This window comes from Flaviaestuariibacter terrae, assembly GCF_054777635.1.
Genome location: NZ_BAAHAL010000004.1, coordinates 108,160 through 132,423 on the forward strand (window position 1 = coordinate 108,160; position 24,264 = coordinate 132,423).

General features: G+C 58.7%; 24 protein-coding genes. 8 read left to right on the plus strand and 16 right to left on the minus strand.

Translation table 11 applies throughout. From position 1 onward, the window contains the following. Positions 1-192 precede the first annotated feature (192 nt). Positions 193-1,893 carry a pyruvate dehydrogenase complex dihydrolipoamide acetyltransferase gene (locus ACYU7Z_RS00525; protein ID WP_460566535.1) on the plus strand — a complete coding sequence of 567 codons (1,701 nt, stop codon included), beginning with the start codon at positions 193-195 and terminating at the stop codon, positions 1,891-1,893. Between the two features lie 51 nt (positions 1,894-1,944). On the opposite strand, the gene ACYU7Z_RS00530 is transcribed toward ACYU7Z_RS00525, so the two are convergent. The 3 genes from ACYU7Z_RS00530 to ACYU7Z_RS00540 form a co-directional block, all read right to left on the minus strand. After that, positions 1,945-3,615, minus strand: coding sequence for a M1 family metallopeptidase (locus ACYU7Z_RS00530; RefSeq protein WP_460566537.1), 1,671 nt, complete (start codon positions 3,613-3,615; stop codon positions 1,945-1,947). 247 nt (positions 3,616-3,862) lie between these two features. Then, positions 3,863-5,188, minus strand: coding sequence for a P-loop NTPase family protein (locus ACYU7Z_RS00535; RefSeq protein WP_460566539.1), 1,326 nt, complete (start codon positions 5,186-5,188; stop codon positions 3,863-3,865). Between the two features lie 151 nt (positions 5,189-5,339). Further along, the gene (locus ACYU7Z_RS00540; protein WP_460566541.1) at positions 5,340-6,689 is read right to left on the minus strand and encodes an amidohydrolase family protein; all 1,350 of its coding nucleotides are present in this window, start codon (positions 6,687-6,689) and stop codon (positions 5,340-5,342) included. 21 nt (positions 6,690-6,710) lie between these two features. Between ACYU7Z_RS00540 and ACYU7Z_RS00545 the strand changes: the two genes are divergently transcribed. Both ACYU7Z_RS00545 and ACYU7Z_RS00550 read left to right on the plus strand, forming a co-directional pair. Beyond that, positions 6,711-8,420, plus strand: a complete 1,710-nt coding sequence (locus ACYU7Z_RS00545) for a hypothetical protein (protein ID WP_460566543.1) — start codon at positions 6,711-6,713, stop codon at positions 8,418-8,420. 201 nt (positions 8,421-8,621) lie between these two features. Continuing rightward, the gene (locus tag ACYU7Z_RS00550; RefSeq protein WP_460566545.1) at positions 8,622-8,957 is read left to right on the plus strand and encodes a DUF6616 family protein; all 336 of its coding nucleotides are present in this window, start codon (positions 8,622-8,624) and stop codon (positions 8,955-8,957) included. Between the two features lie 66 nt (positions 8,958-9,023). On the opposite strand, the gene ACYU7Z_RS00555 is transcribed toward ACYU7Z_RS00550, so the two are convergent. Next, positions 9,024-9,437 (minus strand): hypothetical protein, encoded by a 414-nt coding sequence (locus ACYU7Z_RS00555; RefSeq protein WP_460566547.1) that lies wholly within the window; start codon positions 9,435-9,437, stop codon positions 9,024-9,026. Between the two features lie 146 nt (positions 9,438-9,583). Further along, positions 9,584-10,078: a DinB family protein gene (locus tag ACYU7Z_RS00560; RefSeq protein WP_460566549.1), complete on the minus strand. Its 495-nt coding sequence runs from the start codon at positions 10,076-10,078 to the stop codon at positions 9,584-9,586. Positions 10,079-10,109: 31 nt separating this feature from the next. Here ACYU7Z_RS00560 and ACYU7Z_RS00565 point away from each other — a divergent pair, with 31 nt between their 5' ends. Further along, complete coding sequence (locus tag ACYU7Z_RS00565; RefSeq protein WP_460566551.1) at positions 10,110-10,640, plus strand: GNAT family N-acetyltransferase; 531 nt, start codon at positions 10,110-10,112, stop codon at positions 10,638-10,640. A gap of 142 nt (positions 10,641-10,782) precedes the next feature. On the opposite strand, the gene ACYU7Z_RS00570 is transcribed toward ACYU7Z_RS00565, so the two are convergent. Continuing rightward, the gene (locus tag ACYU7Z_RS00570; protein ID WP_460566553.1) at positions 10,783-13,071 is read right to left on the minus strand and encodes a pre-peptidase C-terminal domain-containing protein; all 2,289 of its coding nucleotides are present in this window, start codon (positions 13,069-13,071) and stop codon (positions 10,783-10,785) included. Positions 13,072-13,261: 190 nt separating this feature from the next. Here ACYU7Z_RS00570 and ACYU7Z_RS00575 point away from each other — a divergent pair, with 190 nt between their 5' ends. Next, positions 13,262-13,417, plus strand: a complete 156-nt coding sequence (locus ACYU7Z_RS00575; RefSeq protein WP_460566555.1) for a hypothetical protein — start codon at positions 13,262-13,264, stop codon at positions 13,415-13,417. A gap of 13 nt (positions 13,418-13,430) precedes the next feature. On the opposite strand, the gene fabD is transcribed toward ACYU7Z_RS00575, so the two are convergent. The 4 genes from fabD to ACYU7Z_RS00595 all read right to left on the minus strand — a co-directional run bounded on the left by fabD (position 13,431) and on the right by ACYU7Z_RS00595 (position 16,338). Beyond that, a complete protein-coding gene (gene fabD / locus ACYU7Z_RS00580; RefSeq protein WP_460566556.1) occupies positions 13,431-14,321 on the minus strand; it encodes an ACP S-malonyltransferase in 891 nt (296 codons plus the stop codon). 299 nt (positions 14,322-14,620) lie between these two features. After that, the gene (gene folE / locus ACYU7Z_RS00585; protein ID WP_460566558.1) at positions 14,621-15,220 is read right to left on the minus strand and encodes a GTP cyclohydrolase I; all 600 of its coding nucleotides are present in this window, start codon (positions 15,218-15,220) and stop codon (positions 14,621-14,623) included. Positions 15,221-15,361: 141 nt separating this feature from the next. After that, the gene (locus ACYU7Z_RS00590; RefSeq protein ID WP_460566560.1) at positions 15,362-15,778 is read right to left on the minus strand and encodes a 6-pyruvoyl trahydropterin synthase family protein; all 417 of its coding nucleotides are present in this window, start codon (positions 15,776-15,778) and stop codon (positions 15,362-15,364) included. Positions 15,779-15,921: 143 nt separating this feature from the next. Continuing rightward, entirely contained in the window at positions 15,922-16,338 is a 417-nt protein-coding gene (locus ACYU7Z_RS00595; protein ID WP_460566562.1) for a 6-pyruvoyl trahydropterin synthase family protein, read from the minus strand. A 160-nt stretch (positions 16,339-16,498) separates the two neighbouring features. Between ACYU7Z_RS00595 and ACYU7Z_RS00600 the strand changes: the two genes are divergently transcribed. Both ACYU7Z_RS00600 and ACYU7Z_RS00605 read left to right on the plus strand, forming a co-directional pair. After that, positions 16,499-17,146 carry a nucleoside phosphorylase-I family protein gene (locus ACYU7Z_RS00600; RefSeq protein WP_460566564.1) on the plus strand — a complete coding sequence of 216 codons (648 nt, stop codon included), beginning with the start codon at positions 16,499-16,501 and terminating at the stop codon, positions 17,144-17,146. Further along, positions 17,143-17,964, plus strand: a complete 822-nt coding sequence (locus ACYU7Z_RS00605; RefSeq protein ID WP_460566566.1) for a 1,4-dihydroxy-6-naphthoate synthase — start codon at positions 17,143-17,145, stop codon at positions 17,962-17,964. The genes ACYU7Z_RS00600 and ACYU7Z_RS00605 overlap by 4 nt, the downstream gene beginning before the upstream one ends. Here ACYU7Z_RS00605 and ACYU7Z_RS00610 read toward each other — a convergent pair. Together ACYU7Z_RS00610 and ACYU7Z_RS00615 are read right to left on the minus strand one after the other, a co-directional pair. After that, positions 17,953-19,272, minus strand: a complete 1,320-nt coding sequence (locus ACYU7Z_RS00610; protein ID WP_460566568.1) for a cryptochrome/photolyase family protein — start codon at positions 19,270-19,272, stop codon at positions 17,953-17,955. The genes ACYU7Z_RS00605 and ACYU7Z_RS00610 overlap by 12 nt on opposite strands. A 3-nt stretch (positions 19,273-19,275) precedes the next feature. Beyond that, positions 19,276-20,103, minus strand: coding sequence for an aminotransferase class IV (locus ACYU7Z_RS00615; RefSeq protein WP_460566570.1), 828 nt, complete (start codon positions 20,101-20,103; stop codon positions 19,276-19,278). Between the two features lie 82 nt (positions 20,104-20,185). Here ACYU7Z_RS00615 and ACYU7Z_RS00620 point away from each other — a divergent pair, with 82 nt between their 5' ends. Continuing rightward, complete coding sequence (locus ACYU7Z_RS00620; RefSeq protein ID WP_460566572.1) at positions 20,186-20,629, plus strand: DUF4259 domain-containing protein; 444 nt, start codon at positions 20,186-20,188, stop codon at positions 20,627-20,629. Positions 20,630-20,705: 76 nt separating this feature from the next. Here the strand turns inward: ACYU7Z_RS00620 and ACYU7Z_RS00625 are convergent, their stop codons facing one another. The 4 genes from ACYU7Z_RS00625 to ACYU7Z_RS00640 form a co-directional block, all read right to left on the minus strand. Beyond that, complete coding sequence (locus ACYU7Z_RS00625) at positions 20,706-21,371, minus strand: response regulator (protein WP_460566574.1); 666 nt, start codon at positions 21,369-21,371, stop codon at positions 20,706-20,708. Positions 21,372-21,503: 132 nt separating this feature from the next. Next, positions 21,504-22,250 (minus strand): class I SAM-dependent methyltransferase, encoded by a 747-nt coding sequence (locus ACYU7Z_RS00630; RefSeq protein WP_460566576.1) that lies wholly within the window; start codon positions 22,248-22,250, stop codon positions 21,504-21,506. Between the two features lie 14 nt (positions 22,251-22,264). Continuing rightward, complete coding sequence (locus ACYU7Z_RS00635) at positions 22,265-22,927, minus strand: response regulator (RefSeq protein WP_460566578.1); 663 nt, start codon at positions 22,925-22,927, stop codon at positions 22,265-22,267. Between the two features lie 184 nt (positions 22,928-23,111). Next, positions 23,112-24,125 (minus strand): hypothetical protein, encoded by a 1,014-nt coding sequence (locus tag ACYU7Z_RS00640; protein ID WP_460566580.1) that lies wholly within the window; start codon positions 24,123-24,125, stop codon positions 23,112-23,114. Between the last annotated feature and the right edge of the window lie 139 nt (positions 24,126-24,264).

Below are 24,264 nucleotides of genomic sequence, written 5' to 3' on the forward strand. Positions count from 1 at the left end.
GGCGGGCAACCGAAGCCATCTTTCCCAGGCTGCCAACGGCAGCTTGTCAGGGGGCCTCGGAGCCACCCTTCAAGAGATTGCTTCGCTGCGCTCGAAATGACGTGTAAAGAGCCCTCGCTATCGTTTGCGTTGATTCCCGGCGTTTTCCTTGATTTTGGCTTATTTTCGGCCCCTAAAAACCAATCTTAGATCATGGCTGAAGTGATTCGGATGCCCCGACTGAGCGATACAATGACCGAAGGGGTGATCGCCGCCTGGCACAAAAAGGTGGGCGACACCGTGAAGAAAGGGGACATCCTCGCTGATATTGAGACCGATAAAGCCACCATGGAGCTTGAGAGCTACAAGGACGGCACCATCCTGCACCTCGGCGCCGACAAGGGCGGCAAGATCCAGGTTGACGACCTGCTGTGCATCATCGGCGCTGCCGGTGAAGACATTTCGTCGCTGCTCGGCAGCGCCGAACCGAAGAACAAGGAACAAGGATCGACGACTAATGAAGGGAAGGCCGAAACAGCGGCTCCCGCTCCGGCTGCAGCCACGGCCCCGTCCGCGGAAGCTTCCGTTAAGCAAGGCCCTTCCCTCGACGTCTCCAAGATGGAGGAGGTCGTGCTGATGCCCCGTCTTTCTGATACGATGACCGAAGGCGTTATCGCCTCCTGGCACAAGAAAGTGGGCGATACCGTAAAGAAAGGCGACGTGCTGGCTGATATCGAGACCGATAAGGCCACCATGGAGCTCGAATCGTATAAGAACGGCACGCTGCTCTACCAGGGCGGACAGCCCGGCGAGAAAGTAGCCGTCAACGACCTGCTCTGCATCATCGGCGAGCCCGGCAAGGTGGATGTCGATGCGATCGTTGCAGCAGCCAAAGGCGGCGGCGCACCCGCAGGTGCAGAACAACAGAACAAGGGTTCCGAACAGCAGAACAAGGAACAAGGAATACAGAATGCGGAAGGGAAGGCAACAGGGACACCCGCAGCAGCGGCTGGCTCCGACGGCCGCGTAAAAGCCTCTCCCCTTGCCAAAGCGCTGGCCAAGGAAAAAGGCATCGACCTGGCGCAGGTGCAGGGTTCCGGCGACGGTGGCCGCATTACCAAAAGCGACATCGACAACTTCAAGCCCTCCGCACAACCGGCGCAAGCTGCGTCGAAGTCGGGCCAACCTGGTCAACCGGCTCAGCCCTCCTCCGCATTCGCTCCGGCGGGCGGTGAAGGCTACGCCGATACCAACGTTTCGCAGATGCGCAAGGTGATCGCCAAGCGCCTCGGCGAATCGAAGTTCAGCGCCCCGCATTTCTACCTGACCATGGAGATCAACATGGACGGGGCGATGGAAGCCCGCGCGAAGATGAACGAGGTAAGCGACGTCAAGATCTCCTTCAACGATATGGTGGTGAAAGCCGCCGCCATGGCCCTTCGCAAGCACCCGGCCGTGAACAGCAGCTGGATGGGCGACTTTATCCGCACCTACCAGCACGTGCACATCGGCGTGGCCGTAGCCATCGAAGACGGCCTCATCGTACCCGTTATCCGCTTCGCCGACCAGAAGACGCTGTCCCAGATCGGCGCCGAATCGAAAGAGCTCGCCGGCAAGGCCCGCAACAAGAAGCTGCAGCCCAACGAATTCACCGGCAACACCTTTACCATCTCCAACCTCGGCATGATGGACATCGAGGAGTTTACCGCCATCATCAACCCGCCCGACTCGGCGATCATGGCCGTGGGCCGTATCAAGGAAGTGGTGGTGCGCAAAGGTGACGGCTTCGGTGTGAGCAACGTGATGAAGGTGACCCTCTCCTGCGACCACCGCTCGGTGGACGGAGCCGTGGGTGCCTCCTTCCTGCAAACATTCAAGAAGTTCCTGGAAAATCCTGTGACGATGCTCGTGTGACAGACTCGTGAATCGTCAATAAAAAAGCCCCTGCATTGCGGGGGCTTTTTGTTAGTTGTAGGTCCGGAGCTGTCGCTTCACCCGGAAATAATTGCCGGACTTGCCAACGCTGCCGATAAGCCGGTACAGTAGCTTTTTGTTCGGATCGACAACAACCGCCCACGAGTCGCCGTCTATGCGTCCGAAGGGCAGCGTCGTTTCGCGGTCGCGGATCCAGAACGACCGGACATCCTTTTTCCCCGAGGCATCGCTTACCTCTATCTCAAGCGGGAAGGAATAGAGCGTTCCTTCCTGGCGCAATACAAAGGAGATATTGCTTCGCGAGCCAGCAGACAATTTCAATTCGAAGGCCGGGATGCCGGGCCGGTACAGCCATTGATCGAAGAACGTGGCCAGCGACTCTCCCTTTCGAAGCGGATACATGGCATTGTACACCGAGTCTGCCACGCGCTGAAAGTCGCGTGTGTCTGCGTTTCCGCCCTTATAGCTTTGGTAATAGGACTGGATGATCTTCCTGAATGCCGAATCGCCCACTTGCTGGCGCAGCATGTGCAGCACCCAGCCGCCCTTGTCGTAACTGTTGGCGTTGAGCAGCGACATCAGGTCCTTGGTCGAATCGACCACGGCGCGGGTAGGGTTGAGGCCGGTGAAAATGATGATCTTCATCCGGTCCGTTTCGAGGCGCTTCCGCATGCTGTCTACGCCGTACTTCTGCTCGATGTACAGGTCCGTCATATAGGTAGCGAAGCCTTCGCTGAGCCAGAGGTGGGCGAAGCTTTTCTCCGAGGCCATATCGCCGAACCACTGGTGCGCGATCTCGTGGGCAAACACGTCTTCCCACTTTCGGTTGCCGGTGACGCTTTCCTCCGCATAGAATATGCAGGACGCATTTTCCATTCCGCCGAAGATGGTCTTCGACTGCACGTTCGCCAGCTTTTCATACGGAAAGGGCGCAATGTAATTGCTGAAGAACTTCAGGATCGACGGCGTGACGGCATAGTCGTAAAATCCTTTGGTACTGTCCTGCGGGTACACCCAGGCCGACACGGGAATGCCTTGCGGGCTGTCTTCGAAAGTCTTGACGGCAAAGCGCGCCGCGCCGATCACCATCACTTTTGTGGGAAGCGGCGTGTCTTCGCGGTAGTAGAAATGCCGGCCACCGGCGACGTACTTGTCGGGATCTTCTGCGGTCTCGTCGTTTAGCGCCGTGCCGTTGGCGATGACGGTATACGGCGCGGGGGCCGTCACGCGGAATTCGAAGCTGGCCTTGTCGTCGGGGCGATCGTTGCAGGGAATCCAGTGATGCGCGCGGTTCGGCCAGTTGTCGGCGAAGAAGGTCCGGTCACCCCATTTGTTTTTGGAAATGATGAGACCATCGCGCGGTACACCGCTGTATACGATCGTGATTTCCTGCGCGCTGTCTGCGGGCAACTGCTGCTTCAGGCGTACGCGGATCTTGTCGTCTGCCTGCAACCAGCCCGCCACATTCGCCCCCGTAAGCTTGCTCACGATCATACCCTTGCCCGACGCGTTGGGTTGCACGAGGTCCAGCTCGAACGCATCAACAGGCTTAACGACGCGCAGGACGACGATGGCAATGCCGTCAACCCGGTCCGTTTCATCGTGCAGCCCAATCTGGAAGCGGTAATGCTGCACGTCGATATCCTGTGCCCTGCCGAGCAAGGGCAACAGCAGCAGCAGCGAAAGAAGCTTTCTCAACATGACAGAAAGTTAGCGGCAAAACCCGGCTGCGCGCAACAATTGTTTGATAAAATTTAGCGGGGTTGCCTAAACATGATCGTTTGTGCAGCCGCAGCACAACCAAACGAGTATTAGCAGCAAGCGGGCATCCCTGTGAGATGCTTATGTTCCGGCAACTGGCAAGGCCGATCGCCCCCGACAGCCTTTACCAGCAGACTTTCTAATTAGCAGACTGGCAGATTACCCGATTACCACATCACCACATTCATTAATTACTCCCCAGGCTTTCCAAAAGATCCACTACTTTCTCTCTTCGCAGAATGACGTAGCCGATCCGGTCGTTGGAGATGCCTTCGCGCAACTGGTAGCTGAAGGAAAGCTGGTCGTTGTCGACGCGGGTTTCGAAATATTTGAACGCGATATTCGGGTAAGCTTTGAGCTCCTCGCCGATCTCGTAAAGGTGCGTGGAGAGTATGAACAGCGAATTGCGCATCTTCACGAGCCCCTGGATCACCGCCAGCGAGCACTTCATGGCATCCTGCACATTAGTGCCCTTAAACAGCTCGTCGATCAGCACGAGCCACTTGCGGCCATCGTTGATTTTGACGATCGTATTCTTGATTCGCTGCACCTCGTTGTAGAAATACGACTCGCCCTTTACGATATTGTCCGTTACGTTGATGTTCGACAGCAACCCGTCGAACAGGCTCAGGGTCATCTTTTGCGCCGGCACGCCCATCCCCAGGTGAGCCAGGTACACCGAGGCGCCCACGGCCTTGATCAGCGTGCTTTTCCCCGCCATGTTGGCGCCGGTGAGGAACACGAAGTTCTGCTGCGGATTCATCACGAGGTGGTACGAAACAGGCTGCGGCAGCAGTACGTGGTAGAGGCCCTCGGCGCTGAATTGCGGCTGCTCGCTGTCCACGAATTCCGGGAACTGCAATCCGAAATGCCGCATCGCGAGTGCCATCGAGTACCAGGCCTCGAGCCGCCCGAAAATGTCGATCAGCTCGAGCGTGCTGGTCTTGTAGCGGCCGCGCAGGTAGTAGCCATAATACAGGTTCTCCTGGATGCTGAGCCGGGCGCCGCTTTTTGTTTCTGCCAGCCGTGCAAGCGGCTCCTCGCGGAGCAGCGCCGCGATCCGGTCAAGGTAAAAAGCCAGCTTCTGGGGCAGCTCGGCGGCCGAGAGCAGACCGGCCAGCACACGAAGCCCCCGGAAGAAATCGGCAAAGTGCTTTACCGAGTAGCGGATCATCGAGTAATCCTGGCTATGCAGCACCCGGTAGCTGAACGCATTCATCCGGTTGAGCGTCGTCGGAATCGGATCGAGATGATAGTCGAGGAACTTGTCCATCACCAGCACGGTGCCGTTGGTGATCTCGGCCGGCCATTCGGCATCGCGTGCCAGCAGCGCCCGCAGGATGCTTTGCGTGCCGCGGATCTTGCTGATGTCGCTCAACGGCTCGCTGAAAAAACGGCGCAGCCACTCCTTCCCCACTTCGGTCTGGGTGAAGTTGAGCCGGTGAAAGATTGAGAATTCCTCTTCCGGATGGAACAGGGCAAGATCGGTGAGGGTTATTTTGTCTACAAGCATGATGATCGGTTAAGTGGGCGGCAGGACTTCAGAGAAAGAACGCAGATTTTTTATGATTGTTAAGATGAACGCAGATAGACAATAACGTGCGTTAGCAAATCATAATAAATCATGACCAATCTGCGTGTACCGCTTGCGGTACCTGCGTTCTCTACCGCGCGAAGCGCAGCCGTTGCCCCATCTGAGATTCATCCCAGGCTCCTTTTGCATAAACAAGGTGCCCGTTGATAAAGGTATGGGTGACGCGGGCCGGGAAAACATGTCCCTCGAGCGGGCTCCAGCCGCAGGTATAATAGAGGCTTTCGCGCGTCACTTCCGTGTTTTCGTTGAGGTCCACGATGACGAGATCGGCCCAATAGCCCTCGCGGATGTAGCCGCGCTCCTCGATGCCGAAGCAAACAGCAACGTCCTCGCTCATCTTCTGAGCGATCTTTTCGAGCGAAATGCGACCCTCCTTGTGGTATTGCAGCATGAGGAGCAGGGGATGCTGCACGAGCGGGAGACCCGCGTGGGCATGCTCGTAAGGACCTTCCTTCTCCGACCGAAGGTGTGGCGCATGGTCGGTGGCAATGACATCAAGCCGGTCGTCGAGAAGGGCCTTCCACAGGGCTTCTTTGTTGTGCGGCGCCTTGATGGCCGGGTTGCACTTGATGTCGTAGCCAAGACGCGCATAGTCGTCCGATGTGTAATGCAGGTGGTGCACGCACACTTCCGATGTGATCCGCTTGTCGGCCAGCGGCAACATGTTGGTAAAGAGCTGCAGCTCGCGCTCCGTTGTAATGTGCAATATGTGCAGCCTTGTGCCGTGCTTCTTGGCCAGCTGCACGGCTTTGAACGACGACTCGAAGCAGGCTTCCTCGTCGCGGACCAGCGGGTGATCGGCCGGCGACAGCTCGCCCTTTTCGGCTTTGAGCCGCTCGTAGTTGGCCTTGATGATGCGTTCCTCTTCACAGTGCGTGGCGATGAGCAGCTCGCTGTCGGAGAAGATCCGATCGATGGTCAGGTAGTTGTCGACAAGCAGGTTGCCGGTGGAAGCACCCATGAAGATCTTCACGCCGCACACGTCGCGCTTCTTGTCGTTCGTACGGAGCACCTCGTCGATGTTGTCGTTCGACGTACCCATATAAAACGAATAGTTGGCCAGCGAGGTGCGGGCGCCGATGGCGTACTTGTCTTCGAGCAGCTCCTGCGTGAACACCGGCGGCTTCGTGTTGGGCATTTCCATAAAGGACGTAACGCCACCCGCAACGGCCGCCTTCGCCTCCGTATAGATCGTAGCCTTGTGTGTCAGTCCCGGCTCGCGGAAGTGGACCTGGTCGTCGATGGCGCCGGGCAGCAGGTACTTGCCTTCACCGTCGATCTCCTCGAAGGCGCTGTTGCCCGGGTCGATTGCCGGCGCGATCTTTTCGATACGCCCGCGGCTGATCCAAACATCCTGTGTGCTGATGCGGCCTTCGGCCACTACTCCTATATTCCGGATCAGGTAATTTTTTTGTAGCATTGTCCCTCCTAAAACTTGGTAATGCAATATAAACAAAGCCTTCTTGCGGCCTGCGTGCTGGCGCCTTTCTTCGCCGCGGCACAAACGACCTACCTGCCGCAGGGCGCTACTGAGGCCACGCTCCTCGAACGCATGGAGATCAGGAGCGGCCGCGATTCGGTGCTGAACTATTCGACCGTAAAGCCCCTGAGCCGCAAGCAGTTCATTCCCGCGCTGCTCCGCGTCGACTCGTCGCTGATGACCCGCGTAGACCGCTACAATCTCTGGCTCGCGAAAATCAATAACCTGGAGTGGGTTCCCGAGAGCCCCGAAGCATACAGCAGCAGGAAGCCGATCCTGAAGAATTTCTACCGAACGCCCGGCACCCTCTTCGAGGTACACAACCCCGACTTCTTCCTGGCCGTCAACCCGGTGTTCCAGTATACGCTCTCGAAAGAGCAGGACAACGACCAGCACCTGTTCCAGAATACGCGCGGCTTTACGCTGCGCGGCCGCATCGCCAACAAGATCGGGTTTGCTGCCTATGTTACCGACAACCAGGAGCGCGACCCTTCGTACGTGCAGGCTTTCACCGCTGCGCGCAATGCCGTGCCGGGTGCCGGCTTCTATAAAGACTTCAAGGCCGCCGGCGGCGTGGATTACTTCGACGCGCGCGGGTATGTTACGTTCAACGCTACGAAGTACATCGATGTGGCCTTCGGCTACGACAAGAACTTCATCGGCGCAGGCTACCGCTCGCTGTTCCTGAGCGACTTCTCCGCCCCCACGGTCTTCCTGAAGCTTAATACCCGCATCTGGAAATTCCAGTACCAGAACCTGTTCATGGAGCTCAACTCGGCCAACCGCCTCAATGCCGACAAGCTGCAGCCGAAGAAGTACGCCGTCATGCACCACCTCGACCTCGGCGTCACCAGGTGGCTCAACGTGGGTCTGTTTGAGGGCATCGTGTTCGGCCGTACCAATCACTTCGAGTTCGGCTACCTCAATCCCATTATCTTTTACCGCTCCATCGAGCAAGCCAACGGCTCCTTCGACAACTCGGTGGCGGGCCTCGACTTCAAGGCCAACGTGGCGAAGCGCTTCCAGGTATACGGGCAGCTGCTGCTCGACGAGTTCAAGCTTTCGGAGATCAAGGCCGGGAACGGCTGGTGGGGCAACAAATTCGGCTACCAGCTCGGGGCAAAATATGTCGATGCCTTCAACATCGCCAACCTCGACCTGCAATTCGAGCTGAACCGCGTGCGTCCCTTCACCTACTCGCACAACGACTCGGTGGCCAACTACACGCACTACAACCAGCCGCTGGCGCACCCGCTGGGCGCCAACTTCCAGGAAGTGATCGGCACCGCGCGCTACCAGCCCTTCCCGAAGTGGACCTTCCTGGCCCGCGCGCAGGCCTACTACCAGGGCCGCGATACGGGCATCGTTTCGTACGGCAGCAACATCTTCCTGCCCAACCAGATCCCCGACCCGAACAACGCGTCGGCCAATGCCATCCCGCACCGTACCACCGACTACGGCTTCAACGTTGGCTCGGGCTACAAGACGACGGTTGTACTTACGTCGTTGCTGGTCTCCTACCAGCTGCGTCCGAACCTCTTTATCGAGGCCAACGCGATGTATCGCCACACTACGATTCCCTGGCCCAACAACAATACGGTTGGCTCGGGTACGTTCATCATCGGCGGCGGGATCCGCTGGAATGTTTGGCGCAGGGACTTCAATTTTTAAACCCTCCCACAACCCGTAAACGAGTTTACTAAAGCCCTGGACTGCAAAGCGATCCGGGGCTTTTTCGTGCAGAAGCACTGAAGCGCGAATAGAAGCGTTGCCTGACCAGACGGAATCTGTGCGCACACGATCCGTATAATTACGGAATCTCCCGGTACCGGACAGACGATAATGGTTATGTTTGATTCAAACTATTAGCACATGATCACGTACGTTGAGTTATGGAAGGCAAAACAGGCCTGGCTGGATTTGTCACAGGAAGAACGCGGAAACTACATGAACGCATTGGGACCGGCGATCCAGCAGCTGCTCGAAAGCGGTGTTCAGATCCTGAGCTGGGGCCGCAACGAAGCCGCCACCTTCAACCGCGGCGACTACGACTACTTCGCCGTATGGACATTCCCCAACGCCGAAGCGGCACAGGGATTTGAAAAGATGGTGGAAGGCGCCGGCTGGTACAATTACTTCGACCAGGTGAATGTGATGGGCACCGCCGGAACTCCGCAGGATGTGATCGGCCAGATGATCCAACTCTGACCCGAACTTGTCGAACGCCCCTGTCCTCCCCGGAGGCAGGGGCGTTTTTAGGCGCCTGGGTGAGCCTCACCAGGTGCCGGAGGGCGACAACAGCAGGTCCACCTGCCCCCGGCCCGGGTCGTACAGCCAGTGAGAGCCCGACAGCGCATGACCGGCATGGGCGAAGTGGCGCACCAGGTTGGCCATCGTGGTGTACGATTCGCGCGTCAGGTAACAGGTGAAGTTGCGTCGGTCGTCGGGCAACGCGATCCCGAGGTTGGTATTTGACGGCGCCAGCGTGAGTGTACAATTGAGCGCTTCAATAAATTGCAACTCGTGGAGCTGAAGCGGCTGCTCCCCCTCGATCAGCTTCGTGGCAATGGCGAGGCACAAAGCCCTCGCTTCCGGCACCGTAAAATCAAAGAGGCGGATCAGTTTATCGGGATCTGCAAACGGGAAGGCGCCGCCACGCGAAATATCATCAAGGAATTCAAGCTTCATACATGCGCCCGGGCGTTGCTGCACGCCCTACTGAATTTACGACAATTCCAGCGCTACCGGGAAGGTAACTGCCAAGCCCGACTGTTGTATGCAACGGCTTCGCATCGGTCAAGTGGTTGACGGAGCCAGAGACTGTATCCGGAAGCTTACTTCTTCAGCCGCGTCCAAAGGATGTAATCCGTTGCCGGTATCGTCGTCACGCCCAGCTGCCGCAGCATCGTAACAACCTGGCCACGGTGGTAGGTGCCGTGGTTGAACAGGTGCAGCAGCACGTTGCTGACCATCGATTTCTGCTGCTGCTTCCTGAGATCGGCGTAAATAAATTCATGGGTGAAGACATGCTCGCCGGCCTTTTGCACAAACTCGAGCCATTGCTGGTCGGTCTTGCGAAGGGCTTGTGCAATCGCAACGCCGTCGCCACCGAAATTGTCGCTGGGACGCACGATCTTCTCCTGCAGCTGCATCCGCTGCCACCAGATGCTCTCGGCATCCAGCACGTGGAGCAACGTTTTGCGAAGCGATGGGAAGGAGCTGGGCACTTCGCGCGTCCATTGCTCTTCGGGCATCGATTGCATCACCTGGAGCAACTGGTCATTGGCCCAGGCATGATAACGGGCATACGAAAGCAGGAGTTCTTTCATGGGGGTGCGTTGCGGCTACGAAATAACAACTTTGCCCGCACCGCGCGAAACGAAGCCGCTGCTTTTTACCTGCGCTTATCTTGCAGCCTCATTCATCACGACCATGGACATCAACATACGCCGCGCCACGCGCGAAGACTGCCCCCGGATATTGGAGCTTGTAAAAGAGCTGGCGCTTTACGAACGCGCGCCCGACGAAGTGACGGTAACGGTCGATCACTTTACCAACAGCGGCTTCGGCGAAAACCCGGTTTGGTGGGCCTTCGTAGCCGAAGTCGATGGCGTGGTGGAAGGCTTCGCCCTTTGGTATGTACGCTTCAGCACCTGGAAGGGACAGCGCATGTACCTCGAAGATTTTTACGTGCGCGAGGAGATGCGTCGCTACGGCATCGGCCGCGCTCTTTTCGAGACCCTCCTCGACGAAGGCCGACGCCTCGGCTACAACGGCCTCGTATGGCAGGTACTCCAATGGAACGAGCCGGCCATCAGCTTCTACAAAAAATACAACGCCAGCTTCGATGGCGAATGGTTCAACTGCGCCATTTTGCTCGCTGAGCAGTGAGCGGTGAGCAACGCACGAAAATAAAAAGGCCGCCCGGAAGGGCGGCCTTGTCGTCTGTGTGTGTGTGTTGGCTTTTGCGATTCCCAACGCTGCCGGAGCTTGTCATCCGGAGCGCAGCCGAAGGGAGTTATTCTGAGCAGAATTATTGCTTCACAAAGCGGGTTTGCCCGATCACGTTGCCGTTGGCACCGATCACCTGCAGGTAGTAAACGCCGCGCGAAAGCGATTGAACGCCGAGGGCCGTGTTGCTGCGAAGCAGGCCCTGCTGCAGCACCGAGCGGCCATTAGCATCGAGTACACGCAGCTGACCGCGTCCCTCGAATCCGAGTGCAGATACGTTGAGCGTCTGGGCAACCGGGTTCGGATATACATCCACCTTCACGTTGCCGGTAACCAACGAGGGGTCGGCCTGGCGTGTGGCGGTGCCAAGCGCTACTTTCAGCGTGTAGCAGCTCGTGCTGCTGAAAGCGCCGTTGTAGCCGTATACATACGCGTAGTACGTACCTGCTGCTGCGGTATAGCTGATGGTCTCACCCGTAGTGCCGCCGTTTTGCGAGATGCCTACCTGCGTGCCGGCGCTGTTCACCAGCTTCAGGTCGTAGTCGCCGGGCAGCGTACCCAGGGTAACGGTAATGCTGCCTCCGGTAGTGATGACGAACTTGTAGTAATCCACATCCGTAGAAGTACCGATCGTGCCTTTGATGTCGGTATTAAAAGGAATCTGCGCAGCGCCGCTGGTTGTACCGTTGGTCCCGTTGTCGTAAGTACCCGGGCAGGTCGGAGCGGAAACCGGCGTGGCGCCGATGGTAAGGCTGTAGCAGGTTGCGCTGTTGGCGCCGTTGTAGCCAAAGACCTTCACATAATAGGTGCCGGCAGCGCTGTTCGTAGTCGCGATCGACTCGCTTGTAGTACCGCCATTCTCCGAGATCGCCAGCTGGGTGCCCGCCGAGTTGTAAAGCACAAGGTCGTAGTCACCCGCCAGACCGGTCAGCGAGATGTTGAAGTTCGAGGTAGAAGCAAGCGTCACCTTGAACCAGTCCTGGTCGGTGGTTGTGGTGATTGCGGCAGAAAGCGCTGTGCCGGTCGAAACCGCGGCAGCAGCCGACAGGCTTTCGTTGGGCTCATAGGCCGAGCCACAGCCCGATGTCGCAGCCGTCGTGGTAAATGAAGCAGCCGTATAAGCACTGCTTGAGCCGGAGCAGTTGGTGCTTACCTGGTAGTTGTACGTAGTCGACGCGGTCAGGCCGGTGAGGCTAACCGACGTAGCCGTTGTTGCGCTCGCGGCAGTTGTCCAGATACTTGCACCGCTCGTCTTGTACTGTACGGTGTAGGAAACAGCACCGCTGACGGCAGACCAGCTCACCGTGGCACCCGAAGAGGTGATCGATGAGGCACTCAGTCCGCTGGGGGCCGAGCAGGCGCCGCCGCCCGGGGCCTGGCAGCCCAGCGAAGAAGCCAGCGAAGCGCGCGAGCCGCCGCTTTGCAGCACGCCGTACATGCGGGTCTTCTGGCCGTTTGTGAACATCATCATACAGGCATCGTCCACGTAGTCCATGTAGTTCATATACATAACACCATTGCCGCCGGAGCAGGCATCGGTGTGCGGGAACGTGGGGCAGCCATAGTTCTCGGCGCCCTGAAGCGGTGTATCGCCTACGAGATCGTCCTGGGCGCAGGCAGCCTCGTCGCCCCAGATGTGACGCAGGTTGAGCCAGTGACCCACTTCATGCGTAGCCGTGCGTCCCTTGTTGAAAGGAGCCGCTACAGCACCCGTAGTTCCGAAATAATTATAGCCGATTACGACGCCATCCGTGGCAGCGGCGCCGCCCGGGAATTGCGCGTACCCAAGGATGCCTCCCTGGCCGCCCGAGGTGATCGCAGGCACCACCCAAAGGTTCAGGTAGCTGTTGCGGTCCCAGGCATTGTCGCCGCCGGTAGTGCTTGACTTGGCATCGTCGGTATCGGCGCTGAAGGATGTCTTCGTTGTTTGCTTGCGGATGATGCCCGTGGTCGCGTTGCCCGAGGGGTCGCGCTGCGCCAGGCAGAAGGATACTTTACAATCGGCAACCAGGCTCTTAAAGGCCGACGGCACCAGACCGGTGTCGGAGTTATTGAGCTGGTAGTCGGCGTTGAGCACGGTGATCTGGCTTTGGATCTGCGCGTCGCTGATGTTCTGCGCGCTTGTGTTCCAGAGTACGTGCACCACTACGGGAATGTTGTAAACGGGCGTGCCGCGCTGGGTTTGCGCGTTCTGCGGGCGGGCCGCCAGGTCCTGGGTGAAGCGCTCGATCGCCTGCTGGTTGCGGGCCATTTCGGGATCGCGGGACATCTGCTGCTGGAAGTGCTGGAAGGAGGCGCAACGACGTTGCTGCTGGGCACCGGCAAATAAGCCGAGCGCCAGTCCTCCAAGGAGGAGTAACTGTTTTCTCATGTGTGTGTGTGTGTTGAAAGGGTTGAACAGCTAATATATTCTTTCAAGAGGAGAAAAACTACCCTTTCGTATATGTACGTAAAAAAAGAGTAAAACCCCGCAAACCCTTGCCCCAAGCGGAATAGCGCACTTTCAAATGTGTATCCCTTACACAAATACGGATCGCCACGACACAAAAAAAGCCGGATGCATGCATCCGGCTTTTTTTGTTTTATGGCGTGCTGTATCCTTACAGGCCAGCGTCGTTCTTCGCCTGGTTGAATACGGCGACTACGAAGATGATCGACAGGGCAACAGCGGCAGCAAGGCGATCCGACTACCTGATGCGGTTGCTCTTGCCTTCTGACGCACTGCAAATTTTATTGGAACCCGTCCGTCTGCGCTGTCTTGTCAATCTTCGCAACAAGACCTTGCAACACCTTGCCCGGACCGCATTCGGTAAACTGCGACGCACCATCACCGATCATGGCCTGCACACACTGCGTCCACTTCACCGCACCCGTGAGCTGGTCGATCAGGTTTTCTTTGATTTCGTCTTTGTTGATAATCCCGCGCGCCGCCACGTTCTGGTATACCGGGCAGGACGGTGTATTAAAGTACGTTGACGTAATGGCTTTACTGAGCTCCTCGCGCGCGGGAGCCATCAGCGGCGAATGAAAGGCACCGCCAACAGGCAGCAGCAGCGCGCGCTTCGCACCTGCCGCTTTCAGCCGCTCACAGGCGATCTCCACACCCTTGATGCTTCCGGAGATCACGAGCTGGCCGGGACAGTTGTAATTGGCCGGCACAACCACCTCGCCGCTTTCCTCCTGCACCTGCGCACAGATAGCTTCGACCTGGTCGTCGGCAAGTCCCAACACAGCTGCCATCGTGGAAGGCGTCTGCTCACAGGCAGCCTGCATCGCCTGGGCCCGGAGGCTCACGAGACGAAGTCCGTCTTCGAAGCTGAGCGTGCCGTTGGCAACGAGCGCCGAAAATTCGCCAAGCGAATGCCCGGCTACCATGTCGGGGCGCGCACCTTCGATGCCGCGGAAGGCGATGACGGAATGCAGGAAGATCGCCGGCTGCGTGATCTTCGTTTGCTTCAGGTCTTCATCCGAGCCATGAAACATTACATCGGAAATGCGGAATCCTAATTGCTCATTGGCCTGCTCAAATAACTTCTTCGCGAAGGCACTGTTGTCGTAATGAGCCTTACCCATCCCGCTGAACTGGGCACCCTGGCCGGGAAAAACAAATGCGTGTTTCATGGTTGTACTGTATTGATCTACTGGTCTGTTTATCGGTTGCTGATTCTTGATAACGGTATTTCCGAAAGGATGTTGGAGCCGGCGGACCGAAGTGAGCAAAATTAGGGCTTCGTGTTCATTCGCTGTCTCCCGGTTTCGCCCGGGCCGGGTAAAGAACCCGCGCCCGATGGTCAGCAATTCTACCGATCCGCCCGCCGATCAGGGTGGCAAAGGCCGGCCATTCCGGATAAGAAAAACCATGGGAGTTACCCATGGCTGCAGATTGGTCAAGCTGTTGCAGGTAAACCTGGCAACAGGCCCTACGAGAGGCTCGAGCCGATCAGCTTGAGAAATTCGTTACGGGTGACATGGTTGTCGAGAAACTCGCCGTAGAACGCGGAGGTGGTGGTTACCGAGTTCTGCTTTTGCACGCCCCGCATCATCATACACAGGTGCTTGGCCTCGATCACGACGGCAACACCGAGCGGGTTGAGGCTTTCGCGGATCGCGTCGAGGACCTGCGTGGTGAGGCGCTCCTGCACCTGCAGTCGGCGCGCATAGACGTCCACCACCCGCGCAAGCTTGCTCAGGCCCGTAATGTACCCGTTGGGGATATAAGCGATATGCGCCTTGCCATAGAACGGATGCAGGTGATGCTCGCACATCGAGTACAGCTCGATATCCTTTACAATGACCATCTCGCTCACATCCTCGCGAAAGCGCGCCGAATTCAGGATGTGCACCGCATCGAGCGTATAGCCCTGCGTGTTGAACTGCATCGCCTTCGCGGCGCGCTCCGGTGTTTTCAAAAGACCCTCACGGCCCGCGTCCTCACCGGTGAGCTCGATGATCCGCTTGTAGGCATCCATCATGCCCTCCGTAACATCCTGGTCGTAGTATTCTTTTTTATGATAAGCCATTCTTCAGAAATAAATAAAGCTTGAAATTTTTGTCCTAACACCTGCAAAAAATCTGAAATCCAAAATCTGAAATCCAAAATCCAGATCCGACATCCGAGATCCTACATCCGAGATCCTCCATCCGGGATCCTACATCCCCAATTACTCCGTCGGGTACTCAACATAGTTCCTCGGCGTCTCGTACAACCGCAGCTTCAGGTCGAGGTGCTGGTCGATATACGGACGTAGGAGCCGGTAGATGACGATCGAAATGTTCTCGGCCGTGGGATTCAGCTGCTGGAACTCCTTGGTGTCGAGATTGAGATTCTTGTGATCGAAGCGCTCCACCACCTGCTGTTGCACGAGGTCGGACAGCACTTTCATGTCCATCACGAAGCCTGTGCGCGGGTCTACCTCTCCGGTGACCTTGATCTCCAGCTCGTAGTTGTGACCATGGTAATGCGGAAGGCTGCACTTGCCGAACACCTTGGCGTTGGTCTCTTCGCTCCACGTGGGATTGAACAGGCGGTGTGCGGCATTGAAATGCTCGCGGCGAAAAACGGAAACTCTCTCTCCCATGAAAACGTTTTATGTTTCTACGTTCTCTGTTTTGAATCCCGGGTTGCAGGCGCCGACACCGGGTACCGGATGCCTTTCCCTTGGAAACCTAAAACGTAAAACGCAGAACACCTAAATGTAAGATCGGTTCAGTCAACCGGGTGCTAATTTTCGTCGCCGAAATACTCGACGTAGATCCGCGGCGTCTCGTACAGCTTGATGCAATGCAGCGCCACGCCTTCGGGAAGCTGCGGCTTCAGCTGGTTCCAGATGCCGATGGCCAGGTTTTCGGTGGAGCAGAACTGCCCCTCGAGAAAATCGACATCTAAATTCAGGTTGCGGTGGTCCACCTTTTCGATGACGAATTCTTTAATGAGGCCGCTCAGCTTTTTCACATCCATCACAAAGCCGGTATCTGCGCTCGGGCGCCCTTTGACCGTTACATACAGCTCATAGTTGTGCCCGTGCCAGTTTGTGTTGGCGCATTTGCCGAACACCTCGTCGTTGTGCTCGGGCGTCCAGGCCGGGTTATATAACTTGTGCGCCGCATTAAAATGCTCCACACGCGTAAGAAATACCATCAGTTCGGGAAATTTCCGCAAAGATAACCCGGTTGACGCGTCCCTGACCCTATTGCCTCATTCCCGCCTCCCTCGCAAAACCCACCAAACCCTTCCAAAACCCTTCAAAACCTTTCAAAACCTCCCGAAACTTTTCTGCCCCCCTCGTTAGCTTTGCGCCATGCCCGACCTCCTGCTTTGCTCGGCCACCGCCTTTGAAGTACAGCCCACGCTCGACCGCCTTGGCGACTGGGGCGGCCGCGTCGACGTGCTCATCAGCGGCGTCGGGCTTGTCGAAACCGCCTTCGCGCTCGCGGATCGCCTGTCCACCGAGCGGCCCCGGCTGCTGCTCCAGGCCGGTATCGCGGGTTGCCTCGACCCGGATCGCCCCTTGGCTTCGGTCGTCGCCATCGGCTCCGACGGCATTGGCGACCAGGGCGTATATGAGAACGGCCGCTTCCGGAGCAGCTTCGAACTCGGCTTTGGTGCGCCCGACGGCGCGCCCTGGCGGGGCGGGCGGCTGCCCAACGACAGCGGGCTTCCCGAACGCTCCGGGCTTCCGGTCGTCGATGCCGTCAGCGTCAACAGCATTTCTACGGATACCGCACAGATCGATTACTACCGACGTGCCTGGAACGCGGTGGCCGAATCGATGGAAGGCGCGGCATTTCAGTACGCGGCACGAAAATGGGACCTTCCCTTCCTGCAGCTGCGCTCTTTCTCCAACTATATCGGTGAGCGCGACAAGGCCCGCTGGCGGCTGCGCGACAGCATCGCGGCCCTCAACGGCCAGCTCGACACACTCATCCCTCAACTTCTTTCTCTATGAAACTGACCCTTGGCTTCTCTCCCTGCCCCAACGATACCTTCATCTTCGACTCGCTCGTCAACGGCGGCATCGAACTCGGCGGGCTGTCGTATGACCCTGTGCTTGAAGACGTGCAGACGCTCAATGAATGGGCGGCCCACGAAAAGCTGGATGTCACGAAACTCAGCTTCCCGGCCTTCTTCGGCGTAAGCGATCGGTATCGCCTGCTCAACTCGGGCGCAGCGCTTGGCAAAGGCGTAGGCCCGCTGCTCATCGCCCGCCGCCTCGTGGATCTCCCGAGCCCTGAGCATTGCACCGTAGCCATCCCCGGTGAAAACACGACGGCCAACTTCCTGCTGCACCATGCCTTCCCCATGGTAACGCGACGCGTGCCGATGCTTTTTTCGGAGATCGAGGATGCCGTGCTCAGCGGCCAGGTCGACATGGGCGTCATCATCCACGAGAATCGCTTTACCTATCACCAGCGCGGACTCGTAAAAGTGGCCGACCTGGGTGAAGTATGGGAGGAGAAGAACAATGCGGCGATCCCGCTGGGCTGCATCGCGATCCGCCGCTCGCTCGGCGAGGAAGTGGCACGGCAGGTGGAGACGCAGATCCGCGAGAGCCTGGTGCGCTCCTTCCACGACTACCCGGCGCTGAGCGATTACGTTAAGCAGAATGCGCAGGCCATGGAAGAATCGGTGATGCGGCAGCACATCGAACTGTACGTCAACAACTACTCCACCGATTTCGGCGAAGAGGGCCGGCATGCCATCGACACCTTTGCCCGTATTTATACGGAAAGCACCGGCTCGGCGGCACCCCGCTTATGGGAATAGGCTAAGCGTCTCCTTGCCCAGCGCCTTCTTGTAGGCCGCGATGCAGCGCGCCGTGGCGAGCTTGTGCTCCACGATCGGCGCGGGGTAGGCATCCGTTCCAAATTCGGGTACCCAGCGTCGGATATAAATTTCCTGCGGGTCGAAGCGCTGCGCCTGCAGCTCCGGGTTGAACACCCGGAAGTAGGGCGCCGCATCGCAGCCGCAGCCCGCCACCCACTGCCAGTTGCCGTTGTTCGAAGCAAGCTCGAAGTCGAGCAGCTGCCGCGCAAACCAGGCCTCGCCCCAGCGCCAGTCGATGAGCAGGTGCTTGCAGAGAAAAGAGGCCGCAACCATCCGCACCCGGTTGTGCATGAAGCCGGTGGCCGCCAGCTCGCGCATGCCTGCGTCCACGAGCGGGTAGCCCGTACGGCCTTCGCACCAGCGCGCAAAGCCTTCTTCATCATCGCGCCAGGCAATGCGGTCGTACTCTGGCTTGAAGGCATGCTCCGTATCGGGGTGATGCCAGAGCAGCTGGCAAAAGAATTCGCGCCAGCACAACTCCTTCAAAAATGTTTCGCTGTGCTCCTCGGCCGCCTCTGCCAGCTGACGGATGCTCACGGTACCGAAGCGGAGATGCGGACCAAGACGTGACGTGCCGGCCACGGCGGGCTTGTCGCGATTGTCGTGGTAGCCACGCAGCAGCGCTGCGCCGGGCCAGGGGATTTCGAGAACTGTTTTTTCAGCCGTGAAGCCCATAGCGGGAAGCGTCGGCCACGCGGCAGCCGGCCGCCTGTAGAAATACGGGAGACCGCTCTCCGACGGAGCCTGCTGTATTCCTTCGGCGCGCAGCCTTGCCCGCCACTTCTTGTAGTAAGGAGTGTACACCTGGTAAGGAGCGCCATCATCCTTCAGCACTTCGTCTTTCTCAAACAGTACGCTGTCTTTGTAGGTATGAAACGCAATGCCACGCTCCGCGAGTTGTCCTCCGATCCGGGCGTCCCGCTCGCGGGCATAAGGCTCGTAATCGTGGTTGGTATAAACCGCTTCGATCGAGTAGCGCTCGGACAGCTGACGGAAAGCCTCTTCGGGTGTTGCATGGAGCACTTCCAGGGCGCTGCCGGCGGCTACCAATCCTTCCTGCAGGCGTTCCAGAGCCGCATAAATAAAGGGAACACGCCGGTCGTCGGGCTCGAGGCGGTCCAGTATCAGAGGGTCGAAAATAAAAACGGGCAGTACGGGGCGGCCGCTGCGAAGGGCGGCGTCGAGGCCGCGGTTGTCGTGGAGACGGAGGTCGCGGCGAAACCAGAAAATGCTGAGGGCTTGTGTCACGCCTTACCCAACAACCGGCTCGCCGAAAGGTTCGCCGAGGCGGGCATAAAGGTCTCTGGAAACAGCGCAGCCATAGTTCCGCTGCCGGAAACGGCCCACCCAGCGGATGCCCCGGAGGGCATTGGTCAGGAAGATCTCGTCGGCGGCGAGCAGGTCTTCCATTGTCAGCGGCACTTCCTCTACAGGTTCTCCCTCCTGCGCGCGTAACTCCAGCAGCTGCCGGCGCAGCACGCCATCGATCGGGCCTTCGGAGAGCGGTGGCGTCCGCAGCTGCCCGTTCGTTACAACGAACAGGTTGGTCCTTGCACCGTCGCACACATTGCCCCACGCATTGACTAGGAAGCACTCATCGATGCCCAGGTCGGCGGCGCGGCGCGCGGCAAGCACGTAGGGAAGATAATTGGAGCGTTTCAGCGAGGAGAAAGCGTCGGCGGCGATCCGCGCGTCGGCAAACACTTCGATCTGCCAGCCGCGCTCGTTCCAGCCGGCATCGGCACCATCAAGCGGCGCTGCTTCGGCCACGAAGCCAAGACCCGCGCCCTCGCGGTACACCTGCAGCCGCAGGCGGGCGCGCTCCTGGCATTTGTTGCGAAGCGCAAGCTCGCCGAGCAAATTTTCCAGTACCGCCGGCTGCAGCGCGGCATCGTTCATCCCGAGCCGCGTCAGCCCTTCTTCGAGCCGGGCCCAGTGCCGCCGCGCGAGCGGGATTTGTCCCTGCGTCATCCGCATCGTCTCGAAAAGGCCCTCGCCCCACTTGAACGCAGGGTTGTCGCCGGGGAGCACCGGCGCCGAAGCATCGACAAAACGACCGTTGTGGCAAATGAGCGGCATGCCGCAAAATAAGGCAGGGAACCCGTTGGGCACGGAAATCACCGGCGAATGGCTAATTTGGAGGCCATCAAAACCTTTCCATATGGGTGCCTGGGGACCTTCTTACTTTGAGAGCGACGCGGCCTTCGATTACATGGACGACATCGAGGAAACCGATGACCCGGTAGATATGATCGGGGACATTTTCTCCGAATCCCTCGAAAGCGATTACCTCGACGCCGACACCGGCAGTGCCGCTATCGTGGCGGCAGCATACGTCGATCGCCAGCTCAATGGCACCCGCTATACCGAGGCCGGCGACGAAGAGCCGCTGCCCATCGACAGCTTTCCCGATCGCCATCCCGACATAGACCTGGCCCCCTTCCGCAGTAAGGCAATCGCCGCTTTGCGCAAGCTACTTTCCGACAGCTCCGAGCTCCGGGAGCTCTGGTCCGAAAACGACCACGACGGGCCGGCGTGGCGTCAAAGCATCGAAGCCCTCATCGCCCGCCTCGACAGCCAGCGCTCCCCCCTCCGGGCCGTATAACTACGGATAGGCCCACGAAAAAGCCCCGCTCTCAGGGGGCTCACTTCGATATTCGATATTCGATATTCGATATTTTTTAGGCCTGCGCCACAATCCCCGCCTTCACGGCGTACATCACAAGGCCGGCCATCGACTTGGCGCCGGTCTTTACCTTGAGCTTGTCGCGGATGGCTTCAACGGTGCGCGGCGAGATCTCGACCATCTCGGCGATCTCCTTGGTGCTCTTCTCCTCGCACATCAGTTTGAGGATGGTTTTTTCCTTGTCGGTCAGCGGCGCGTCGAGGTCCATATCCTTCGGCTCATTGCGCGTGCGGAGGCGGTTGAGGAGCGCCTTATTGGTGAGGTCGTTGAAGAAGAACTCGTCTTCGAAGCAGGTCTTCACCGCCTGGTAGATCGTTTCCGAATCCGACTCCTTGGTGAGGTAGGAATTCGCGCCGAGCTCCATCATGCGGCTGATCATCGAGTGGTCGTTGTGCATCGAAAGCATGATCACCTTCACATCGGGATACAGCTTCTTGATCTCAGGGAGCGTCGCAAGGCCGTCCATGATCGGCATCTGGATATCGAGCAGCACCACGTCGGGGTGGATATGACGAAGGAGGTTGAGCAGTTGCATGCCGTTTTCGGCCTCGGCAACCATGTGAATGTCGCGGTACGCGGAAAGGGAAGTCCGCACGCCGGTGCGGAAAAGATGATGATCGTCGGCGATCGCCACTTTGATACGGTCTTCAGGATTTTTCATAACAGCTATTGGTTGCGTAAATTAACCAAGGCAAAGGTACCTGCATCTTCCTACCGAAGCCTGCGGGCAACTACGTCTTTTGACATCGTAAAATTACGCTATGTATAGGCCGCGGGCAATAGGCACTTTCACCTAGCCGGCCTTTTTGGCCACGATATAGGCCACCGGGTCGCCGGGGCGGAAGGGGCGCCTGCGCGGCGTGCTCCAGATCCCTTCGAGCTCCATCCCGGCCGCGCCGAAGAAGGCTTCGAGCTCGTTGAGGCTGTAGATATAATCCACCGCCTGGAGGGTCTCCACGCCGGCGTCGCTCACGAGGGTATGTTCCGATTCGATCCGGCTCGGTCCCGAAAGCCAGCGGTTTTCGACAAGGTACTTATAGCCTTCGAGGCGGTTCCACACACGCTCCTGGAAGTGACGCAGCGCCACCTCGGCAACCGTCCAGCTATTGAGGATAAAGCGGCCGCCGGGGCGCAGGGCTTCGCCGATCTGCCGGCAAAAGCGCGCCGTATCGGCGGCGTCGAAGAAGGCAAAGGAGTTGCCCATGCACAGCACCGCGGCATAGGCGCCGGCGGCGGCACGGTAGTCGAGGGCCGGGGCGCAGACGGCCTCCACGGGGAGGCTTTCGGCGGCAGCGGCGGCGCGGATCTCGTCGATATAGGGCGCCGAGTTGTCCACAGCCGTCACGGGCTGCCCGCGGCGGGCGAGCTCCAGCGCATGACGGCCATAGCCGCAGAGGAGGTCGAGCACGGCGTCGCCGGCACCGAGGCCGGCAGCCTGCTGGATGAAATCACACTCGGCGGCGGTAAGGCCGGCGGGGATGGTACGGCGCCAGACCTCGCGGTACTGGCCGTCAAAAAAGCGGTCGTTGATATTCTCCAATTGCGTTCGGGGGATTATTCGAGGAGGCGGTTGCGCATGGCGTACATCACCAGGCCGGCGATCGTTTTGGCGCCCACCTTTTCCTTCATCTTCTGGCGGATCGTTTCGATGGTGCGGGGGCTCAGGAACACCTCCTTGGAGATCTCCTCGGTGGTCTTGTCCTCGGCGATGCACTTGAGGATCTTGAGCTCCTTTTCGGAAAACTGCACCGTGTTGGGGTAGTACTGCTTTACCTTCTTCTTGTACTGGAGCTTCAGCAGCACCGCCTTGTTTACGAGGTCGTTGAAATAGAACTCGTCGTTCATCACGGTAAGGATGGCCTCGTAGATCTCGTCGGGGTCGGTGGTTTTGGTGAGGTAGGCATTGGCGCCCATTTCCATCATCTTGGTGATCATCTCCTGGTCGTCGTACATCGTAAGCACGATGATCTTGACCTCCTCGTACTCCTTGCGGAGAAGCGAGATGGCGTTGGCACCGTCCATTTCGGGCATCCGGATGTCCATCAGCAGCACGTCGGGCTGCTTGATCTTCATCTTGTGGAGGAGGTCTTTGCCGTCTTCTGCCTCCCACAGGATCTTGATGTAGTTGCGCCCGGTGAGGGCCATCTTGATCCCGTCGCGGAAGATCTTGTGATCGTCGGCAATGGCCACCCGGATCTGCTGCTGGGTCGCGGTCATTTCGGTGGTTGGTTTTTGATAAGTATCGATTCGCTCTGTAGGACTGGCGCAAATGTAGCGCATTTGCCCGTTCAGAGCCCGCCCGGCGCGGTCTGCGAGTATACGAAATAAATTCCGCACTGCTTCGTTCAAAACAGCCGGCGGGCCTCATTGCGTGGCGAAGGGCGTTAAAGAGACGATGGACCTAACGGGCGGCCTGCGTCGTAAGCACGAGCGCCTGCAGGCGGCCGGCCAGGGTGCGCAGACGGAGGTTGAGCACGTCGGCCTGCGCGCTTTCATTGTAAAGCGTCTCGAGCTCGCGCAGCGTTGCATCGGCAGAAGGAGCGCCGCTCCGGCCCAGCGCCCGCGCCGACTGCACGATGCCGCGGATGTCGTTGTAGTTGTCACCGTAGATCTTCTGGTACTCGCGGAAAAGCTTCTCCACGTTGTTGCAGATATCCTTCGCTCCCTTCACCCCGTCGCTGGGATAAGGCACGGCGGTCGTATCAAGCACCGGTCCGTCGAGATACTGCAGGAGCAACTCCTCGAGCGGTCGTTGCCGCAGTGCGCCGCGCGGCTCGCGGGGATGCAGCAGCGTCACAATGTCAAGCGTGTACTCGCGGATGTCGAATTGCAGTTCGGTCAGGCGGCCGTTAAGCCGCGCCACTTGTTGCTCGAAGCGCTCGTTGGCCGCGTGCAGCTGCTCGTAGGGTGCAAAATACCGCGCGCTTCGCCGCAGGAAGGAATCGACATCCTCGCGTGTCACGCGCTTTTCCTGGATCGCGAGGTTGCTCACAAGCGCGCTCAGCGTCGGCAGCAGCGAGAGGCTTCCCGTGGCTGGCTTCGGCGCCTGGAGCAGGGAGCTGACCACCTGGCTGAACTTCGAAGGAGCGACGCTCCGGGCTTTAGACAGGATCGGCTGCAACGCTGCCTGGATCTCCCCCTCGAGGCTGTAGCCAAGTTCGGAGGAGGCGGGGTTGTTAAGTGCCTGTACGCGGTTGCGGTAATTGTCCTTACTCACCAGCGATTGCATGGAATTGAGCGACGTCAGCGCCGCATCCAGGAGGCTGGCCGTAGCGGCGTAGCTCCGGAGCTGCGGGTTGCCGGCAGCGGGCGCGGGCTCCGCCAGCGAATCGGCAAGCGACGCTCCGTGGGCCCCTTGGGCTGCGCTGCGCAGGAGGCACAGCGACAGCAGCACGAGGAAGGATATGCGTTTCATACGGTCATAGGTTTAGCGATGTCCCGAAGCTAGACCGGTCCGCGCGCCTCTGGCCTGATGCTTTTCCCGTCGCGGCCGCCTTTTTTTCCGGAAGCGCCGCGAGAAAAACACGCCGGGCGCTGTAAATCACAAGATGCAG

What these genes read in the sequence shown, in the direction of transcription:
- ACYU7Z_RS00550 (WP_460566545.1), top strand. Translation starts at nt 8,622, where the DNA reads ATGATCACGTACGTTGAGTTATGGAAGGCAAAACAGGCCTGGCTGGAT.
- ACYU7Z_RS00595 (WP_460566562.1), bottom strand. Translation starts at nt 16,338, where the DNA reads ATGGTATTTCTTACGCGTGTGGAGCATTTTAATGCGGCGCACAAGTTA.
- ACYU7Z_RS00575 (WP_460566555.1), top strand. Translation starts at nt 13,262, where the DNA reads ATGCATCCGGCTTTTTTTGTTTTATGGCGTGCTGTATCCTTACAGGCC.
- ACYU7Z_RS00615 (WP_460566570.1), bottom strand. Translation starts at nt 20,103, where the DNA reads ATGCCGCTCATTTGCCACAACGGTCGTTTTGTCGATGCTTCGGCGCCG.
- ACYU7Z_RS00640 (WP_460566580.1), bottom strand. Translation starts at nt 24,125, where the DNA reads ATGAAACGCATATCCTTCCTCGTGCTGCTGTCGCTGTGCCTCCTGCGC.
- ACYU7Z_RS00535 (WP_460566539.1), bottom strand. Translation starts at nt 5,188, where the DNA reads ATGCTTGTAGACAAAATAACCCTCACCGATCTTGCCCTGTTCCATCCG.
- ACYU7Z_RS00545 (WP_460566543.1), top strand. Translation starts at nt 6,711, where the DNA reads ATGCAATATAAACAAAGCCTTCTTGCGGCCTGCGTGCTGGCGCCTTTC.
- ACYU7Z_RS00525 (WP_460566535.1), top strand. Translation starts at nt 193, where the DNA reads ATGGCTGAAGTGATTCGGATGCCCCGACTGAGCGATACAATGACCGAA.
- ACYU7Z_RS00530 (WP_460566537.1), bottom strand. Translation starts at nt 3,615, where the DNA reads ATGTTGAGAAAGCTTCTTTCGCTGCTGCTGCTGTTGCCCTTGCTCGGC.
- ACYU7Z_RS00620 (WP_460566572.1), top strand. Translation starts at nt 20,186, where the DNA reads ATGGGTGCCTGGGGACCTTCTTACTTTGAGAGCGACGCGGCCTTCGAT.
- ACYU7Z_RS00635 (WP_460566578.1), bottom strand. Translation starts at nt 22,927, where the DNA reads ATGACCGCGACCCAGCAGCAGATCCGGGTGGCCATTGCCGACGATCAC.
- folE (WP_460566558.1), bottom strand. Translation starts at nt 15,220, where the DNA reads ATGGCTTATCATAAAAAAGAATACTACGACCAGGATGTTACGGAGGGC.
- ACYU7Z_RS00570 (WP_460566553.1), bottom strand. Translation starts at nt 13,071, where the DNA reads ATGAGAAAACAGTTACTCCTCCTTGGAGGACTGGCGCTCGGCTTATTT.
- ACYU7Z_RS00555 (WP_460566547.1), bottom strand. Translation starts at nt 9,437, where the DNA reads ATGAAGCTTGAATTCCTTGATGATATTTCGCGTGGCGGCGCCTTCCCG.
- fabD (WP_460566556.1), bottom strand. Translation starts at nt 14,321, where the DNA reads ATGAAACACGCATTTGTTTTTCCCGGCCAGGGTGCCCAGTTCAGCGGG.
- ACYU7Z_RS00605 (WP_460566566.1), top strand. Translation starts at nt 17,143, where the DNA reads ATGAAACTGACCCTTGGCTTCTCTCCCTGCCCCAACGATACCTTCATC.
- ACYU7Z_RS00600 (WP_460566564.1), top strand. Translation starts at nt 16,499, where the DNA reads ATGCCCGACCTCCTGCTTTGCTCGGCCACCGCCTTTGAAGTACAGCCC.
- ACYU7Z_RS00625 (WP_460566574.1), bottom strand. Translation starts at nt 21,371, where the DNA reads ATGAAAAATCCTGAAGACCGTATCAAAGTGGCGATCGCCGACGATCAT.
- ACYU7Z_RS00590 (WP_460566560.1), bottom strand. Translation starts at nt 15,778, where the DNA reads ATGGGAGAGAGAGTTTCCGTTTTTCGCCGCGAGCATTTCAATGCCGCA.
- ACYU7Z_RS00540 (WP_460566541.1), bottom strand. Translation starts at nt 6,689, where the DNA reads ATGCTACAAAAAAATTACCTGATCCGGAATATAGGAGTAGTGGCCGAA.
- ACYU7Z_RS00560 (WP_460566549.1), bottom strand. Translation starts at nt 10,078, where the DNA reads ATGAAAGAACTCCTGCTTTCGTATGCCCGTTATCATGCCTGGGCCAAT.